At 69.5% G+C, this 15,675-nt stretch carries 14 protein-coding genes; 8 read left to right on the forward strand and 6 right to left on the reverse strand.

Features of this window, described 5'->3' with window-relative positions; translation table 11 throughout:
- Positions 1–110 precede the first annotated feature (110 nt).
- A complete protein-coding gene (locus E3T19_RS02730) occupies positions 111–686 on the reverse strand; it encodes a dihydrofolate reductase family protein (RefSeq protein ID WP_088456934.1) in 576 nt (191 codons plus the stop codon).
- A 121-nt stretch (positions 687–807) separates the two neighbouring features.
- On the opposite strand from E3T19_RS02730, the gene E3T19_RS02735 reads away from it, so the two are divergent.
- On the forward strand, positions 808–1,293 hold the full coding sequence (locus E3T19_RS02735; RefSeq protein ID WP_134408059.1) for a DUF2809 domain-containing protein: 486 nt from the start codon (positions 808–810) through the stop codon (positions 1,291–1,293).
- Between the two features lie 59 nt (positions 1,294–1,352).
- On the opposite strand, the gene E3T19_RS02740 is transcribed toward E3T19_RS02735, so the two are convergent.
- Positions 1,353–2,153: a nuclease-related domain-containing protein gene (locus E3T19_RS02740; protein WP_166788774.1), complete on the reverse strand. Its 801-nt coding sequence runs from the start codon at positions 2,151–2,153 to the stop codon at positions 1,353–1,355.
- Positions 2,154–2,561: 408 nt separating this feature from the next.
- Between E3T19_RS02740 and E3T19_RS02745 the strand changes: the two genes are divergently transcribed.
- From E3T19_RS02745 to E3T19_RS02760, 4 genes are all read left to right on the forward strand, one after another.
- On the forward strand, positions 2,562–3,770 hold the full coding sequence (locus tag E3T19_RS02745; protein WP_134408061.1) for an MFS transporter: 1,209 nt from the start codon (positions 2,562–2,564) through the stop codon (positions 3,768–3,770).
- Positions 3,771–4,010: 240 nt separating this feature from the next.
- Positions 4,011–4,991, forward strand: a complete 981-nt coding sequence (locus tag E3T19_RS02750) for a TIGR03885 family FMN-dependent LLM class oxidoreductase (protein WP_103461784.1) — start codon at positions 4,011–4,013, stop codon at positions 4,989–4,991.
- Positions 4,988–6,682, forward strand: a complete 1,695-nt coding sequence (locus tag E3T19_RS02755; RefSeq protein WP_134408062.1) for an alpha-amylase family protein — start codon at positions 4,988–4,990, stop codon at positions 6,680–6,682. Before E3T19_RS02750 ends, E3T19_RS02755 begins: the two co-directional genes overlap by 4 nt.
- Positions 6,683–6,714: 32 nt before the next feature.
- Complete coding sequence (locus tag E3T19_RS02760) at positions 6,715–7,503, forward strand: alpha/beta fold hydrolase (protein ID WP_088456939.1); 789 nt, start codon at positions 6,715–6,717, stop codon at positions 7,501–7,503.
- Between the two features lie 144 nt (positions 7,504–7,647).
- Here the strand turns inward: E3T19_RS02760 and arsM are convergent, their stop codons facing one another.
- Together arsM and E3T19_RS02770 are read right to left on the reverse strand one after the other, a co-directional pair.
- Positions 7,648–8,412 carry an arsenite methyltransferase gene (arsM, locus tag E3T19_RS02765; protein ID WP_134408063.1) on the reverse strand — a complete coding sequence of 255 codons (765 nt, stop codon included), beginning with the start codon at positions 8,410–8,412 and terminating at the stop codon, positions 7,648–7,650.
- Positions 8,413–8,638: 226 nt separating this feature from the next.
- Complete coding sequence (locus tag E3T19_RS02770; protein ID WP_198418763.1) at positions 8,639–9,478, reverse strand: pyridoxamine 5'-phosphate oxidase family protein; 840 nt, start codon at positions 9,476–9,478, stop codon at positions 8,639–8,641.
- 111 nt (positions 9,479–9,589) lie between these two features.
- Between E3T19_RS02770 and E3T19_RS02775 the strand changes: the two genes are divergently transcribed.
- Entirely contained in the window at positions 9,590–11,026 is a 1,437-nt protein-coding gene (locus E3T19_RS02775) for a PLP-dependent aminotransferase family protein (RefSeq protein ID WP_241979968.1), read from the forward strand.
- A 73-nt stretch (positions 11,027–11,099) separates the two neighbouring features.
- Here the strand turns inward: E3T19_RS02775 and E3T19_RS02780 are convergent, their stop codons facing one another.
- The gene (locus E3T19_RS02780; RefSeq protein WP_134408064.1) at positions 11,100–12,341 is read right to left on the reverse strand and encodes an ABC transporter permease; all 1,242 of its coding nucleotides are present in this window, start codon (positions 12,339–12,341) and stop codon (positions 11,100–11,102) included.
- A gap of 1 nt (position 12,342) precedes the next feature.
- Positions 12,343–13,266: an ABC transporter ATP-binding protein gene (locus E3T19_RS02785; protein ID WP_241979969.1), complete on the reverse strand. Its 924-nt coding sequence runs from the start codon at positions 13,264–13,266 to the stop codon at positions 12,343–12,345.
- Between the two features lie 299 nt (positions 13,267–13,565).
- On the opposite strand from E3T19_RS02785, the gene E3T19_RS02790 reads away from it, so the two are divergent.
- Positions 13,566–14,243, forward strand: coding sequence for a response regulator transcription factor (locus E3T19_RS02790; protein ID WP_088456943.1), 678 nt, complete (start codon positions 13,566–13,568; stop codon positions 14,241–14,243).
- The gene (locus tag E3T19_RS02795; RefSeq protein WP_241979970.1) at positions 14,236–15,570 is read left to right on the forward strand and encodes a cell wall metabolism sensor histidine kinase WalK; all 1,335 of its coding nucleotides are present in this window, start codon (positions 14,236–14,238) and stop codon (positions 15,568–15,570) included. Before E3T19_RS02790 ends, E3T19_RS02795 begins: the two co-directional genes overlap by 8 nt.
- Positions 15,571–15,675: the final 105 nt, after the last annotated feature.

Here is a 15,675-nt window from a genome sequence, read left to right on the forward strand (position 1 = left end):
CACCCGTTGGTCGAGCTTGTCGAGACCTCGCAAGCCGACAGCCCCACACGAGGCTGTGGCCCGCAGATCCGGTCACCAGGTCTCGACACGCTCGACCGACGAGACATCCGCTAGCTGCTGGGCAGCACCTCGTAGCTGGACTGGGTGAAGCCCGCGCCGAGCTCGCGGGAGCCCACGTGCCGCAGGTGCACGTCGCCGTCGAGCGGGCCGAACAGCGGGATGCCCGTGCCGAGCAGCACCGGGGCGCGCGTGATGGTGATTTCGCGGATCAGCCCGGCCCGCAGAAAGCTCTGGATGGTGCGGCCACCGTCGACGTATACCCGGCGGCGGCCCTCTGCGACGAGGGTGGCGATCACGTCGTCGAGCGTGGCGTGTGCGGTGGTGTCCGGCTCGTCCTCGGCGTCGAAGCTGCGCAGCAGGGTGCGGCTGAGCACGAGCACCCGCTTGCCGGTATAGGGCCAGTCGACGAAGCCGCGCACGGTGTCGAAGGTGGCACGGCCTACGACGAGGGCGTCGACGCTGGCGAAGAACTCGTCGTAGCCGGTCTCGCCCAGGGCGTCCCCGGCGGCGACGAGCCAGTCGAAGTCGCCGTTCTCGCGGGCGATGAAGCCGTCGAGGCTGGTGCCCACGAACACGCAGCCGATCAGGGGCGGGACGGCGCCGCCCGACTCAGAGGTGGGGGTCATGCCAGCACGGTAGCAGTGGCCGCCGACACAGGCGAGGGGTGCGGCTGCTGCCGGTCCACCCGCAAACCATTCGAACGCATCCTGCTTTCGTCGACGCTTCGGCACACGGTACGGTCAGCATATGGATCGGACGCACCACATGTCGCACGGGGGTGACCTGCAGCCGGAATTCCTGGACGACGAGCACCCGCAGGCGATGGGCGACTCCGAGGCCGCCCAGGGTGCCCGGAACCTGGGCTTCCGCAACCGCCGGCTGAAGCTGGCCGCGATCGGCGTGCTGATAGTGCCCACCGGTCTGGTCGTGCACTTCTTGACCGAGGGCATCGTCGGCGATTTCGTCGGCGACGCGCTCTATGCGGTCCTGGTGTACCTGATCGTGTCGATTATCGCGGTCCGTACGCCCAGCCGGCAGGTGGCGGCCGTCGCGATCCTGATCTGCGTGGCCGTGGAGCTCTTACAGCTCACCGGCGTGCCCAGCAGCCTCGCCGAGCTCTTCGCGCCGGTGCGGTACCTGCTCGGCACCACGTTCAACGCCCTCGACCTGGTCGCCTACGTCGTCGGCGTGCTCGCCGCCACGGCCGTGAGCACCTGGCGACGGCCGGGCTGACGCCGGCTGACTATCCGCTAGCAGCCGGTCTGACGCCGCATTCGCGGTCTCGCGCCGCCTCAGCCGGCCAGCAGGGCCTGCGCCGCGAGCAGCGCTCCGCCCACCGAGCCCGCGCACAGCGCCGTCGTTCCGGTGGCGGCCCAGAACACCCGGCGGACCCGGGCCCGACGCACCTGCCCGTCGAGCGCCGCGAATCGGGTCATCACATCCGCCGGGGCCGGGGTCGGATGCTGGCGCCAAGTGGCCGGGCTGTCCAGGATCACCACGGCCTCGGCGATCTCCTCGTCGCTGAGCACCGGCTGCAGCTTGAGCAGCCACCGGCGTAAGGTGCGGGCATCGAGCACCTTCACCTGCACGGGTTTGTCGCGGAAGGTGATCTGCTTGGGGTCGACGAGAGCGATCACCGGTTGCACCGGTGCGACCAGCGGCATCCGCTCACGCAGCACCGTGGTGACCCGTTCGGCCTCGTGCTCGGCGGCGGGCAGGTAGGCCTTCTTGTGGCCGGAGACGGTGACGGTGCGGGTGCCCACCCAGATGTGTTTGCCGCAGTGGTGCTTGGTGTTGATGGTGAAGATGCCGCCGGGGCCCACCAGGATGTGGTCGATGTCGGTGTCGTTCTTACCGATCGGCACGGCGTGAAAAGCAGTCCAGTCGGGGGGCAGGGTGGCGAGCATCTTGCCGACCGTGATCTCGCCCTGCGCGCCGAGGTACCAGCTCACGCTCTCGGGGCAGAGCGGCGACTGGCCGAACAGTCGGGCCACCCTGGTGCGCGGCGGCACCGCGGATTGGCGGGACAGGAGGTGTTCGATGACCAGCTGAGCAGCGATGCGGTTGCGCATCGCGGGTGGGTGCAGGGTCACGTTGCTCCTTCGGACGCGCCCGGACGCGGCTGCGCCAGGGAGACCGCGTGGGCGGGGCGGTCGCGCCGGGACCACCACACGGATGTGCGCCGCTTCGGGGCGTGCAGACCATCCAGGGAGCGGTGCGGGCGGGGCACCCACCACGTTCGGTGGTTCGAGGTTAGCGACCGGACAGGCCCCGGCGGCACCCCCATTGTGGGTGGCGGCGCACAGCGGATGAGCGTGCGCCCGGCCCGCCGCGCGGCAAACCCGCGCCGGCGCGCACAACTGTTGCCCGTGCGGACATCTGCGTCCGGCGCACCGGGTGCAGAAGTCCGTTTCGGCAACAGTTGGCCCGGTGCAGCGGCGAGCGCCGGCGAGCGGCGAGCGCGGCATCCGGCAAAATGGCAGGAACACCGAGGAGACCCCATGGCCACCGCCACCGCCGCGACACCGACCATCAGCGCCCGCGCCTGGGTCGTGCTCGCCCTCGGCGTTGCCGCACAGACGGCGGGCACCGTCTTCGTCAGCGCCCCCGCGTTCCTCATCCCCCTGCTGCACACCGAGCGGGGCCTCTCCTTGGCCCAGGCCGGGCTGCTCGCCGCGATCCCCACCTTCGGCATGGTGCTCACCCTCATCCTCTGGGGCGCCCTGGCCGACCGCATCGGCGAGAAATGGGTCATCACCGGCGGCCTGATCCTCACCGCCCTCGCGGCCGGCGGCGCGATCCTCGCCGACGGATACCTCGCGCTGGGCGTGTTCCTGCTGCTGGGCGGCATGGCGTCGGCGAGCACCAACTCCGCCAGCGGACGCATAGTGGTGGGCTGGTTCCCCAAGCACAAGCGCGGCCTGGCCATGGGCATCCGGCAGATGTCGCAGCCACTAGGCGTGACGATCGCGGCCGTGACCATCCCGGTGATCGCTGCGGATGCCGGGGTGGGTGCGGCCCTGTTCGTGTCGTTCGTGCTCACCGCGGTGTTGGCCGTGGCGTGCGCGATCGGCATGGCCAACCCGCCCCGGCCGGCCCCGCGCGCCGGCACCCCGTCCATGCGAGCCGGCAACCCGTACCGGTCCAGCGGGTTCCTCTGGCGGATCCACGCGGCATCCGTTCTGCTGGTAGTGCCGCAGTTCACCATCTCGACGTTCGGGTTGGTCTGGCTGGTCAGTGACCAGGGTTGGGATGCGCTCGCCGCCGGCGTGCTGGTGGGCGCCGCGCAGTTCGTGGGCGCGATCGGGCGCATCGTGATCGGTGTGGTCAGCGACAGGGTCGGCAGCCGGGTGCGGCCGCTGCGCTGGGTGGCGGTGAGTGTGGCGAGCGTGCTGCTGGTGCTGGCCGCGGTGGATGCCGCGCACTGGGGCGCCGCCGCCGTGGTGTTCGTGCTCGCGACCACCTGCACCGTGGCGCCGAACGGGCTGGCGTTCACATCGGTGGCGGAAATGGCCGGGCCGGGCTGGTCGGGCAAGGCCCTCGGGGTGCAGAACACCGGCCAGTTCGTCGCCGCGTCCCTGGTCGGACCGCTGATGGGCGCCCTGATCGGGGTGGTCGGCTATCCGCTGACGTTCGCGGTGGCGGCGGTCTTCCCGGCACTGGCGGTGCCCGTCGTGCCCCGCGCGCACGCCGAGCACGACCACCTGTAGCGCCCGCCTGGCACCGGCACCCGCGACGTGCCGGAAGGTGCCCATTCAGCGGGCCGGAAGGGGCAGTATGCGGCAACTCGGCCGGCAACCGACGACGGGGATACTTCGCCCGGTGTGGCAGTGAGCTCCGGGCGGGCCACGAAGCCGGGGGCTTGAACCGGCCGACGAGGTCTGCTTGCATGGTGCAACCAGTCCCGAGCCGTCGGCGCCGCGGGCAGTTCCCCAGAGAAGGGCACGGCCGTGATCGGATTTCACGCATCCCACGAGCAAATCGACCCGCGCGCACTGCTGGCCGCGGTGAAACATGCCGAAGAGGTGGGCTTCACCGCGGCGATGTGCTCGGATCACATCGCGCCGTGGAGCGTGCGGCAGGGCCAGTCCGGTTTCGCCTGGTCGTGGTTGGGCGCAGCCCTGGAAGCGACCGACCTGCCGTTCGGGGTGGTGAACGCCCCCGGGCAGCGGTATCACCCGGCCGTGATCGCGCAGGCGATCGGCACGCTCGGCCAGATGTACCCCGGCCGGTTCTGGGCAGCGCTGGGCTCGGGCGAGAACGTGAACGAGCACATCACCGGCGAACACTGGCCGCGTAAGGACCTGCGCAATGCCCGCCTGGAGGAGTGCGTAAAGGTGATGCGGGCTCTGCTGAACGGCGAGGAGGTCAGCCTGGATCACCACGTCAGCGTCGACAGGGCCCGGGTGTGGAGCCGGCCGGACACCCCGCCGCCGCTGGTGGCCGCGGCCGTGTCGGCGGAGACCGCCGGCTGGGCGGCCTCCTGGGCCGACGGCTTGGTCACCGTGGCCCAGCCGCCCGAGAAACTCCGGCGGGTGCTGGATGCGTACGAGCAGGCCGGCGGCACCGGCCGACGGGCCCTGCAAATTCACCTGAGCTGGGCGAGCACCGACGAAGAAGCCCTCGCCATCGCGCACGACCAGTGGCGCACCAACGCCTTCGACCCACCCGTGCCGTGGGACATCGACACCCCGGAGAACTTCGACGAGATCTCCAAGCACGTCGCCGCGGAGGATCTGCGGGCATCCGTACTGATCAACAGCGACCTGGGTTGGCATGCCGACAAGCTGGCCGAGCTGGCCGGCCTGGGTTTCGACGACATCTACCTGCACCACGTGGGCCGGAAGCAACAGAGATTCCTGGATGCGTTCGGCGAACGGGTGCTGCCCCAACTCACCAGTGCGCTCACGGCGAAGGCGGTGGGGGCATGAGGATCTCGGACACCAGCGACCGCTGGTGGAAGAACGCGGTGATCTACTGCCTCGACGTCGAACGCTACCTCGACAGCAACGACGACGGCTGCGGCGATATGCGCGGCCTGGCCCAGCGCATCGACTATCTCGCCGAGCTCGGCATCACCTGCCTGTGGCTGATGCCGCTCAACTCCAGCCCGGGCCGGGACGACGGCTACGACATCACCGATTTCTACGCGATCGATTCGCGGCTGGGCAACTTCGGCGAATTCGTCGAGGTCATCCGCACCGCCCGCGACCGCGGCATCCGGGTGGTGATGGACCTGGTGATCAACCACACGTCCGACCAGCATCCGTGGTTCCTGGACTCCCGCTCGAGCACCGAGTCGAAGTACCGGGACTTCTACGTGTGGCGCGACGACCCGCCCACCAAGGACCAGCCCTCCGCGTTCCCGAATGATGCGAAGAGCATCTGGGAGTTCGACAAGAAGACCAAGCAGTACTACCTGCACAACTTCTATAAGCACCAGCCCGACCTCAACATCGCGCACCCTCCGGTGCGCGACGAGATCGCCCGCATCGTGGGTTTTTGGACCGAGCTGGGCGTGTCCGGCTTCCGGGTGGATGCGGTGCCGTTCCTTATCGAGGCCAAGTCCGAGGCCGGCGGCGAGGACTCCGACGCGGATGCCTCGGACGAACCGCTGCCCGACCCGCACGACTACCTCGCCGATATCTCCGGGTTCCTCGCCCGGCGCAACAGCGAGGCCATGTTGCTCGGCGAGGTGAATCTCAGCCACAAGGAGCAGCTCGCCTACTTCGGTGCGGGCGAGCGGCGGGAACTGCAGATGCAGTTCGACTTCGTCGTGATGCAGAGCATTTACTTGTCGATGGTGCGGGAGGACTGCCGGCCGCTGGCCACAGCGCTGGCCGACCGGCCGGAGCTGCCCGCCGACTGCCAGTGGGGAAATTTCGTGCGCAACCACGACGAGCTCACCCTCGACAAGCTCGGCGACGCCGAGCGGCAGGAGGTGTTCGACGCGTTCGCACCCGACCCCGACATGCGGCTGTACGACCGGGGAATCCGGCGCCGGCTGCCGACGATGCTGGGCGGCGATGCGCGGCGCATCCGTATGGCGTACAGCCTGATGTTCTCGCTGCCGGGCGCGCCGGTGCTGTTCTACGGTGAGGAGATCGGCATGGGCGAGAACCTGGCGGTGAAAGACCGGTACGCGGTGCGCACACCGATGCAATGGACCGACGGGCCCAACGCCGGGTTCTCGCGAGCGCCCGCCGATCAGCTCGTGACGCCGGTTGTCACCGGAGCGTTCGGCCCGGAGTGGGTGAACGCCGCCGCTCAACGCCGCGACCCGGACTCGCTCGCGCACTTCATGCGCACCCTGATTCAGGCTTACCGCAACTCCCCCGAGATCGGCTGGGGCGACCTGACCATCCTCAAGCACGGCGACGACCGGGTGTTCGCCCACCTTGTGCGGGCGGACATCGGCTCGATGCTGGCGGTGCACAACTTCGCGAACGCACCCGTGGAGCTCGCCCTCACGCTGCCCGACGTCGCTCCGGGTTCCCGGCTGGTGGACATGCTGCACAACGGCGTCACTGCAATCGACGACGGCGAGGTAACGCTGCGACTCGACCCGTACGGGTACCGGTGGCTGCGCATCACCAGTGACGCCGACACCCGACTCGGCTGACCCGCCCCCGGTCGTGTGGTCGAATAGAACCGATGCATACTCCCCCAGCCCCGCCCGCCCGCACCGTCATCGCCCCCGACAACGTGCAGATCGCCACCTACGAATTCGGCGACCCCGATGCCCCCACCGTGCTCGCGGTGCACGGCTTCGCGTCCAGCGCGCTGGCGAACTTCCACGCCACCGGCTGGATCCGCGACCTGGTGCGCGAGGGCTACCACGTGATCGCGATCGACCAGCGCGGCCACGGGCAGAGCGACAAGCCGCACTCCGCCGACGCGTACTCGATGGACCTGCTCGTCACCGACGTGCTCACCGTGCTCGACACCTTCATGCTCGACGAGGTCGACTACGTCGGCTACTCGCTCGGCGCCCGGGTCGGCTGGCACGCCGCCCGCTTCATGCCCACCCGCATCGACCGCGCCGTGTTCGGCGGCATCCCCGACGGCGACCCGCTCACCCGGTTCCGGGTCGACCAGGCGCGGGCTCTGGTGCGCGACGGCGTGCCGGTGACGGATGAACTCACCGCCGCCTACCTGAAGATGGCCGGCGCCATCCGCGACAACGACCTCGAAGCGCTCATCGCGCTGGTCGAGGGGATGCGCGACGGCCCCCAGCCGCACGCGGCTAATGCGCCCGAGCAGCGGGTGCTCTTCGCCACCGGCAGTGAGGACCGCATCCTGGAGGCGTCCCGCGCCCTGGCCGAGGCGACCCCGCGGGCCGCGTTCTTCGAGATCCCCGGCCGCAACCACTTCAATGCGCCGACCTCCCGGGCGTTCCGGGATGCCGCGATCGAGTTCCTGGGGCTGCCCGGCTCCGACTGAGCGCGCCTACACACGGGCGCGACCATCCCGCCGGTCGAGCCTGTCGAGACCCCGCGAGCCAACCCTGTCGACGCAACCACGACACACACGCCCCTCACCAGATCTCGACAAGCTCGACCAACGACCGGGCGCGACGGCAGCCGGCTAACTCGGCTTGACGGCCTTGATGATGGCACCGTGCATCTGCGGGGCCACCTCGTGGGTGAAGTCCACGCTGATGTCGGTGAAGCCCGCCGCCGCCAGCGCCACACGGTACTCCGCGTCGGACAGCGCCCCGGCGATGCACCCCGCGTAGGAGCCGCGCTCGATGCGTTCGCTCTCGCTGAGCTGGTTCTCGGCGACCACATCGGAGAGCCCGAGCCGGCCGCCGGGCGTGAGCACCCGGAACATCTCGCCCACGACGGCGTTCTTGTCGGCCGAGAGGTTGATCACACAATTGGAGATGATCACGTTGACCGCCGCATCCGCCAGCGGGATCTCTTCGATGAAACCCTTGAGGAACTCGACGTTCGTGGCGCCGGCCTTAGCGGCGTTCGCGCGGGCCAGGGCCAGCATCTCGTCGGTCATGTCGAGGCCGTAGGCGAACCCCGTAGGGCCCACCCGGCGGGCGGAGAGCAGCACGTCGATGCCACCGCCGGAGCCGAGGTCGAGCACCGTCTCGCCTTCGCGCAGGTCGGCCACCGCGGTCGGGTTGCCACAGCCGATGCTGGCCAGCATCGCCTCGTCGGGCACCTCGGTGGACTCCGCGCCGGTGTACAGCACCGAGCCGAAAACGGCGCTGGTCTCCAGCGGCGTGCCGCAGCAGGAGCCGCTGCTGCTCACATCGGTGACCTGCAGGGCCTGCGCGGCGTAGCGCTCTCTTACCTGCTCGGTGATGGCGGACTTCTCGGTCGCGGTCTTCTCGGTCATACGTGGTCCCATCCCTGGTCGATATAGACGGATGTCGATATAGTCAGTATGGAGGGAGGATCGACGTGCGTCAATCCGACCGCGCCGCAGCGTGCCGGGCGCGGGCGCCAGCTGACACCGCCGCGCAACTGTTGCCGGTGCGGACAATTGCACCCGGTGCGCCGGTAACAATTGTCCGCACGGGGCACAGTTGAGCCGGATGCGCGCCGCCGGCGCCGCTCACCGGCTATGGCATCCGAGCAGCCATGGCCGGCTCCGCTTGGGCGGCAGCGGCATCGGCCGCGCCAGCAATGCGGGCGGCGTACGCGGTCGCCGCGGCCGAGACCGGCGTGCCCGGTGCGGTGAGCGGCGAGGTCTCCGGCGCCAGGGCGGTCGGCCGCAGCGGCAGCACGCCGGCCCAGACGGAGCGGTCCTCGCCGTCGTCGGGCTCCTCGGAGGCGCCGTGCGCGCGCACCTTCACGCTGACCTCGTCCAGCGGCAGGCGCAGCACGAGCGTGGCGGCCAGTTCGCGTTTTGTCATCGGGCGCACCTCGGCCGTGCGGCCGGGCATCAGGTGTTCGGAGACGATGCGCATCGCCTCGGTCTTCTCGGCCGGGTCGGCGACGATCGTGGCCGTGCCGAACACCACGGCACTGCGGTAGTTCATCGAGCTGTCGAACAGGGACCGGGCGTACACGAGGCCGTCGAGGTGGGTCACCGTGACCGAGATCGGGCTGCCGGATGCCATCATTCGGAAGATTCCGCTGCCGGTGGAGCCGTGCAGATAGATGGCATCGCCGCCGCGGCCGAAACCCATCGGCAGCACCAGCGGCAGGCCGTCGCGCACGATCGCCACGTGGGCGACCAGGGCGTCGTCCAGGATGCGGTACAGCTCGGCGCGGTCGGTGCGCTGGCGCTCGGGGGAACGGGTGACGCGGGTGCGGTCGGTGATGGGCAGGTCCGCCGAAGGCACGTCTGCCGCCGGCAACGTGACGTCGGGCCGGGCTCCCGGCAGCGCGACGGCGGCGAGGCCCGCAGGTGACGATTCGGTTTTCGAGTCTTCGTGGGGCTGGCTGGTGTGGGGCATGCTACTAGGATCGGGGACACAGTGGATCAACGACAGAGCCACCTATCGCGCCGACGAGTAGACCAGTTGGCGCCGCGGCGCCCCGGAGCACCACAAGAACAAGGACCGATCATGAACGCACACGAGCTGCCGATCCTGCTCGACCGCGGGGCCACGCTCCCCCTCGCGGCGCAGCTGGCCACGGCCCTCCGGCGGGCCATCCTCGACGGAACGCTGCGCCACGATGAGGCCCTACCCTCGACGCGCGCCCTCGCCGCCTCGGTGCGGGTGTCGCGCGGCACCGTCGTCGCCGCGTACGACCAGCTCGCCGGCGAGGGCTACCTGTTGGCCCGACCCGGCTCGGCGACCCGGGTGATGGTGGAGCGACCCCCAACCGGGACCCCATCGCCAAAACCTCCGGCGACCCCACCGGCCGGCCTACCTAGCGCGCGGCCGCTCCTCGACCTGACCCCCGGGCATCCGTCGACCCGCACCCTAGTCGACCCGGCCTGGACCGCCGCCTGGCGCGCCGCCGTGTCGGCGTCCGGTCGCAGTGACTCACCGCCCGCGAACGGCACCCTCGAGCTGCGCACCGCGATCGCCGAGCACGTGCGGCGAACCCGCGGCCTGGCCTGCCAGCCGGCTGACGTGATCGTCACGGCCGGCACCAGCGACGCCCTCGCCGGCATCGGACTCGCTCTCGCGACCCCCGCGGATGCCGCTCCGGCCGACCCACCCAGGTTCACCCCACACATCGCCGTCGAGGACCCGGGCTACCCCACCGCCCGGCGGGTGCTGCGCCGGGTGGGCGCCCTCATCCGGCCGGTGCACACCGACGAGAACGGCATCAACCTGGCCGAGCTCGCCGCCCTCGCGCCGAGGCCGCACGCGGTGCTGGTGACCCCGAGCCACCAGTACCCCCTGGGCAGCAGCCTCTCGGTGCAGGGTCGCCTCGATCTGCTCGACTGGGCGCGGGCCACGGATGCCGTGATCATCGAGGACGACTACGACAGCGAGTTCCGTTTCGACGCGATGCCGCTGCCCGCCCTCGCCACCCTCGACGGGTCGGGCCGAGTCGCGCTGGTCGGCAGCTTCTCCAAGACCGTCACCCCGTGGATCCGCTGCGGCTACATCGTGGCCACCGGGCCCCTCGGTGCGGCGCTGCGCCAGGTGCGGGACGACCTCGGCCCGTCGGTCTCCGGGGTGCAGCAGGCGGCCCTCGCCCGGTACCTCGACAGCGGCGGCCTGGCCCGCAATGTCACCCGGGTGCGCCGCGAGTACGCCCACCGCCGCGCCCTGGTGATCGGCAGGCTCGGCGCGCTGCCCGGCGTGCGGCTGACCGGCCTCGACGGCGGGCTGCATGTGGTGGTGCACACCGGGGCGGATGCCTCCGCTCTCGTCACGCAGGCCGCCGCGCGCGGGGTGCGGGTCGCGTCGCTGGCCGACTACGCGGTTCTAGCCCGAGGGCAGCACGGCCTGGTGCTCGGCTACGGCACCCCGACGGATCTCGAGCTGGGGAGGGCGCTCGACGTGCTCGTGGGGCTCCTCACCGCGCCGACCGCGAGTTGATGTGCGGACTTCCCGCCTTCGTCAGCGCAACGAAGGGGGAAGTCCGCAACTGAGTGGTGCGGCCACGAGTAACTCAGCCCCGAGCGAGGCTCCTGGCCGTGCGCCCGGCGAACACGGTCTTGAACGACACCCTGTTCGCGTACTCGATGGACCCGTACCGAAACAGCCGCACCGCGAGCTGCAGCACGACAGCGCTGAGGAGGAACAGCTCCGTGATGACGATGGCCGCTTCCCAGCCCGCGAGGGAGCCGAACGCGTTGCGGAGCATTGCGGTGATCGGCGCCGAATAGGGGAAGTAGGTGAACACCTGCACGACGGCGCTGTGCGGATCCGACAGCACCAGCGATACCGAGTAGAGCGGCACGATCATCAGGATGATCAGCGCGGTGAACCAGCCGCCGGCATCCTTCGCGTTGGGCATCACCGCCCCGATCGCGACCGCGGTGCCCGTGAACAGGGCGAACCCGCCCAGGGCCAGCAGCGCGCCGACGATCATCTGGCCGGGATCAAAGGTGAAACTGGCGAGATCCACCTCCGGCAGGTTCAACGACGTGCGGAAGAACAGGTAACCGACCGCCACCGGCACGAGGAATACCAGCACTTGCACGAAGCCGACGATGAAGACCGAGATGATCTTCCCGCTGATCAGGGCGGTGGGGTTCAGGGTGGTGAGGATCATCTCCGTGACCCGGTTCTCCTTCTCTTCCAGGGTGCTGGTGAGCATCTGGTTGGAGAGCAGGGTGAAGGTCAGGAAGAACATCGCCAGGAAGATCAGCGGCGGGATCACGCCCATGAACCCGGCCGCTTCCTCCCCGTCTGTGTAGGTGGTGGAGGTCACCGACACGTCGCCCTGCGCCATCGTTGTCAGCGCCGGATCCCCGATCTGGTCCTGGGCGCTGGTGATCAGCACCTGGGTCGCGACACCCTCATACTCGCCGTTGCCGAACAGGCCCTTGTCGATCCCGTACACCTGGGTTGAGGTCGTGGCCGGGTCCGCCGGGTACACAAAATGGGCGTCCTCCTCGCCCGCCTTCACGTCGGCGATCGCGGATGCGTCATCCGTGACTGGCGTACCGCCCAAGGCTGCCGCCACGGCCGGGTCGACATAACCGGATGCGTCGCTGTAGGTGAAGGTGAGCTTCGCGTCTGACTGGGCATCGATGTTACTCATCGACGACGTGTTGCCCAGGGTCACCAGGCCCACCACGATGCCGATCGCAATCGGCACCAGCAGGGTGATGACCCAGAACTTCTTCTTGCCCAGGGTACGGCCCACTTCGAACCCGATGACCGTACGGAGATTGTGCTGACCCATCTCAGGCACCTGCCATTTCGTTCTGGTCGCCATAGACGCTGACGAAGATCTCCTCGAGCGAGAGCTTGCTCGTGGTGAAACTCCGGATCAGAACGCCGGCATCGACCAGGTCGCGCAAGATCAAGGCCTCATCGACGGTGCCGATGAGGGTGAGTTCGGCGTAGTTGCGGTCGCGGAGGCTGATCTCGTAGTGCCCAGATGCGGGTATCTCGCCGGAGTAGCCGACCCGGATCATCGTGCCGCCGTACTGGTTCTGCACCTCAGGGATTGTGCCGTAGGCCTCCGCCCGGCCGCCCTTCAACAGGATCACCCGGTCGCACAGCCGCTCGACCTCCTCCATCTGGTGAGTGACCATCAGCACCGTGGCACCGGCCTTCTTCTGGTCCTCGATGATGTCCATCAGCAGTCGCCGGTTCACCGGGTCGAACCCCTTCGTGGGCTCGTCCAGGATCAGCAGCTCCGGGTCGTTCATGATCGTGACACCGAGCTGAACCTTCTGCTGCTGACCGCCGGAGAGCTTGTCCACCCGGACCTTCGCCTTATCCCCCAGCCCCACCCTCTCGAGATAGTTCGTCGACCAGGCCACCGCGGCTTTCTTACTCAGACCCTTGAGCTGGCCGAAGTACGTCATCACGGCGAGAACGGATTCCTTCTTATAGAGTCCACGTTCTTCGGGGAGATAGCCCAGCCGGATGCCGGACTCCGGCGTGAACGGGCGCCCATCGATATGCAGGATGCCGGCAGTCGGGAGGTAGATGCCCAGCAGCGCCCGCAGCGTGGTGGTCTTGCCGGAGCCGTTGGACCCGAGGAACCCGAACGTCTCGCCGCGCTGCACATCGAAGGAGAGGTCCTCGATGACCGTGGTGCCGGCGAAATCCATCCGGAAATGGTCGATGTGAACCAGAGACTCTGCTGCAGACGTCATGCCAACACCCTAGCGCCGGGCTGGGCTTCGCCGCAGATAACCCCGCCTTGACCAGCAGATTTTTACCGAGCCGTGAGGACAGGCCGACCGGCGGGACACACCCACGTCACGGCGCCCACTCATTTGCGGACTTCCCGCCTTCGTCTCCGCAACGAAGGCAGGAAGTCCGCGAACGAACCGCCTAGGACCGACGATCCAGCAGCATCCGGGCCGGTCACAGCAGTTTCAGCTTGCCTTCAGCGGCATCGGCCAGACTGGCAGCGGCGGCCGTGCGGCCGACCTACTGACGAGGGGGCCGGATGCGCGTGCTGGTGGTGGAGGACGAGGTGCGGCTCGCGACCGGGCTCAAGCGCGGCCTCGAGGCCGAGGGCTTCGCGGTCGATATCGCCGGCACCGGTCCGGATGGGCTCTGGCTGGCCCGCGAGAACGAGTACGCGGTCATCCTGCTCGACATCATGCTGCCGGGCCAGAGCGGCTATAGGGTCTGCGAGACCCTGCGGGCCGAGCAGAACTGGACCCCGATCCTGATGCTCACCGCCAAGGACGGCGAGTGGGACCAGGTCGAGGCCCTCGACACCGGCGCCGACGACTACCTCACCAAACCGTTCTCCTCCGCCGTGCTGCTGGCCCGGATGCGCGCCCTGATCCGCCGCGGCACCAGCGCCAGGCCCACCGTGCTGCGCGCCGGCGACCTGCACCTCGACCCCGCCACCCGCCGGGTCAGCCGGGGCGACGCATCCGTTGACGTCACCGCCCGGGAATTCGCGGTGCTCGAATACCTGATGCGCAACCGGGGCACCGTCGTGAGCAAGCGTGACGTGCTCGACAACGTCTGGGACTTCGACTTCGAGGGTGACCCCAACATCGTGGAGGTGTACGTGCGGCACCTGCGCAACAAGGTGGACCGGCCGTTCGACCGGGCCGCGATCGAGACCCTGCGCGGTGCCGGCTACCGGTTGGCGGCCAACGGTGGCTAAGCGGGCCCGCAGCCGGTCGTTGCGCGGCCGGATCACCCTGGTGTCCACCGCGATCGTTGCCGCAACGCTGGTCGGCGGCGCGGTCGTGTTCTCGCTGGTGCTCCGCGGTGTGCTGCTGGACGAATTGCACACGGCCGTGGAACGCGACCTCGAGCAGATCGAGACCGAGCTCGACACCGGCAGCGGTCTGAGCGGCCTCGACGCCGACGATGACGACGTGCTCTTCCAGATCACCGACGGCTCCGGCACGCTCCTCGCCGCCAGCGAGGCGCTCGAGGGCCGGCAGCTGGGCATCGACGGCGACGACGACGCGCAGACCATCCGGGTACCAGACGAAGACACCGACTACCTGGTCGTGGCCGAAGACCACGACGACGCCACCGTCGTCGCCGGCCGCTCGCTGGAGAACGTCGACGAGGCCGTCGCCACGGTCGGCGTGCTGCTGGCCGGAGCTGTGCCGCTGCTGACCGGGATCGTCGCGCTGCTCACCTGGATCGTGGTGGGCCGGGCGCTGGCCCCTGTCGAACGGATGCGCCGGGAGGTCGACGCCGTCACTGCCACCAACCTCGAGCGCCGCATCAACGACCCCGGCCGCGACGACGAGATCGGCCGGCTCGCGCACACCATGAACAGCATGCTCGACAGGCTCGACACCTCCCAGCGCGCCCAACGGCAGTTCGTCTCGGATGCCTCGCACGAGCTCCGCTCCCCGCTCGCGTCGCTGCGCCAGTACGCCGAGGTGGCCCAGGCGCATCCCGACAGGGTCAACCTCGGCGACCTGTCCGAGGCCGTTCTCGACGAGGGCGACCGGCTGGAGCGGCTGGTGGCGGGGATGCTGCTGCTGGCGCGGGTGTCCGAGCGCAGTGCCACGACGACCGGTGCGGCCGTGGACCTGGACGACCTGATGCTCGCCGAGGCCCGCCGGCTGCGCGACACCATGGCGCTCAGCATCGACAGCACCGGGGTGGGTGCGGCCCGGGTGCAGGGTGACCAGAACCTGCTCGGCCAGGTGGTGCGGAACCTCGTCGACAACGCCGCCCAACACGCCTCCGGGCGGGTGAGCCTGTCGCTCGGCCTGGTCGACGGGCTGGCGCTGCTGACCGTGGAGGACGACGGCCACGGGGTGCCGCCCGGCGAGCGCGACCGCGTGTTCGAGCGCTTCGTGCGGCTGGACGAATCCCGGGCACGGGCATCCGGCGGCACCGGGCTGGGCCTGGCCATCGTTCGGGAGAGCGTGCAGGCGCATGGCGGCACCGTGCGCATCGTCGACAGCGCTCTGGGCGGCGCCCGGTTCGAGGTGCGCCTGCCCGCTGTTGCCGAGGCCTGACCTCGTTTCTGAAGCGGCCTTCAGCGGGCTTCAGCCTGGCTTCAGCGGTGGCTTGGCACAGTGGGCTTATCAGCCACGGCAGCCGTGGCACTCACGAACAAGGGA

Origin of the sequence: Cryobacterium sp. TMT4-31 (assembly GCF_004403385.1) — a bacterium.
In the GTDB taxonomy this organism is placed as follows: domain Bacteria; phylum Actinomycetota; class Actinomycetes; order Actinomycetales; family Microbacteriaceae; genus Cryobacterium; species Cryobacterium zongtaii.

What these genes read in the sequence shown, in the direction of transcription:
- E3T19_RS02735 (WP_134408059.1), top strand. Translation starts at nt 808, where the DNA reads ATGGATCGGACGCACCACATGTCGCACGGGGGTGACCTGCAGCCGGAA.
- E3T19_RS02760 (WP_088456939.1), top strand. Translation starts at nt 6,715, where the DNA reads ATGCATACTCCCCCAGCCCCGCCCGCCCGCACCGTCATCGCCCCCGAC.
- E3T19_RS02770 (WP_198418763.1), bottom strand. Translation starts at nt 9,478, where the DNA reads ATGCCCCACACCAGCCAGCCCCACGAAGACTCGAAAACCGAATCGTCA.
- E3T19_RS02730 (WP_088456934.1), bottom strand. Translation starts at nt 686, where the DNA reads ATGACCCCCACCTCTGAGTCGGGCGGCGCCGTCCCGCCCCTGATCGGC.
- E3T19_RS02775 (WP_241979968.1), top strand. Translation starts at nt 9,590, where the DNA reads ATGAACGCACACGAGCTGCCGATCCTGCTCGACCGCGGGGCCACGCTC.
- E3T19_RS02745 (WP_134408061.1), top strand. Translation starts at nt 2,562, where the DNA reads ATGGCCACCGCCACCGCCGCGACACCGACCATCAGCGCCCGCGCCTGG.
- E3T19_RS02780 (WP_134408064.1), bottom strand. Translation starts at nt 12,341, where the DNA reads ATGGGTCAGCACAATCTCCGTACGGTCATCGGGTTCGAAGTGGGCCGT.
- E3T19_RS02790 (WP_088456943.1), top strand. Translation starts at nt 13,566, where the DNA reads ATGCGCGTGCTGGTGGTGGAGGACGAGGTGCGGCTCGCGACCGGGCTC.
- E3T19_RS02755 (WP_134408062.1), top strand. Translation starts at nt 4,988, where the DNA reads ATGAGGATCTCGGACACCAGCGACCGCTGGTGGAAGAACGCGGTGATC.
- E3T19_RS02785 (WP_241979969.1), bottom strand. Translation starts at nt 13,266, where the DNA reads ATGACGTCTGCAGCAGAGTCTCTGGTTCACATCGACCATTTCCGGATG.
- arsM (WP_134408063.1), bottom strand. Translation starts at nt 8,412, where the DNA reads ATGACCGAGAAGACCGCGACCGAGAAGTCCGCCATCACCGAGCAGGTA.